This window comes from Marinobacter sp. (assembly GCF_041984545.1).
GTDB lineage: Bacteria > Pseudomonadota > Gammaproteobacteria > Pseudomonadales > Oleiphilaceae > Marinobacter.
The window spans coordinates 1-552 of the sequence record NZ_JBHIXV010000108.1 but is presented as its reverse complement, the minus strand read 5'-3'; the positions used below and the strand labels follow the sequence as shown (position 1 = coordinate 552).

At 58.5% G+C, this 552-nt stretch carries 1 protein-coding gene; it reads right to left on the bottom strand.

The features are described 5' to 3' along the window. A partial coding sequence (locus ACFC20_RS17770) for a type I glyceraldehyde-3-phosphate dehydrogenase (protein WP_375194139.1) occupies window positions 1-552 on the bottom strand: 552 nt, incomplete at both ends.

The following is a 552-nucleotide window of genomic DNA, read 5'->3' as shown; positions in this document are numbered from 1 at the left end:
GAGCCGGTTTTGGTCGGCACGCGCTGGGCGTGACCCTTCAGCTTGCCGCTGAGCGCAGGAATAACCAGCCCGATGGCTTTCGCCGCCCCGGTGGTGTGCGGGATGATATTTTCTGCCGCCGCGCGCGAGGCGCGTAAATCTTTCCCCCGCGGGCCGTCAACCAGCGACTGCGTGCCGGTGTAGGCATGAATAGTGGTCATGGTGCCGAGCTTAATGCCGAAGGCGTCGTTGAGCACTTTGGCCATCGGTGCCAGGCAGTTGGTGGTACAGGAGGCGACGGAAATGATGGTGTCATCGGCGGTCAGGGTATCGTCGTTGACATTATAGACGATGGTTTTCATGTCACCGGCAGGAGCGGAGATCAGGACTTTTTTCGCCCCGGCATCGAGGTGCGCCTGCGCCTTCTCGGTTGATGTGTAGAAGCCGGTACACTCGACAATCAGTTCTGCACCCACCGCTTTCCACGGAATATGCCGGGCCTCTTTCTCGGCATAGACGGTAATTTTTTTGCCGTTCACGATGAGCGCATCTTCGGTAAAATCAACGCTCCAC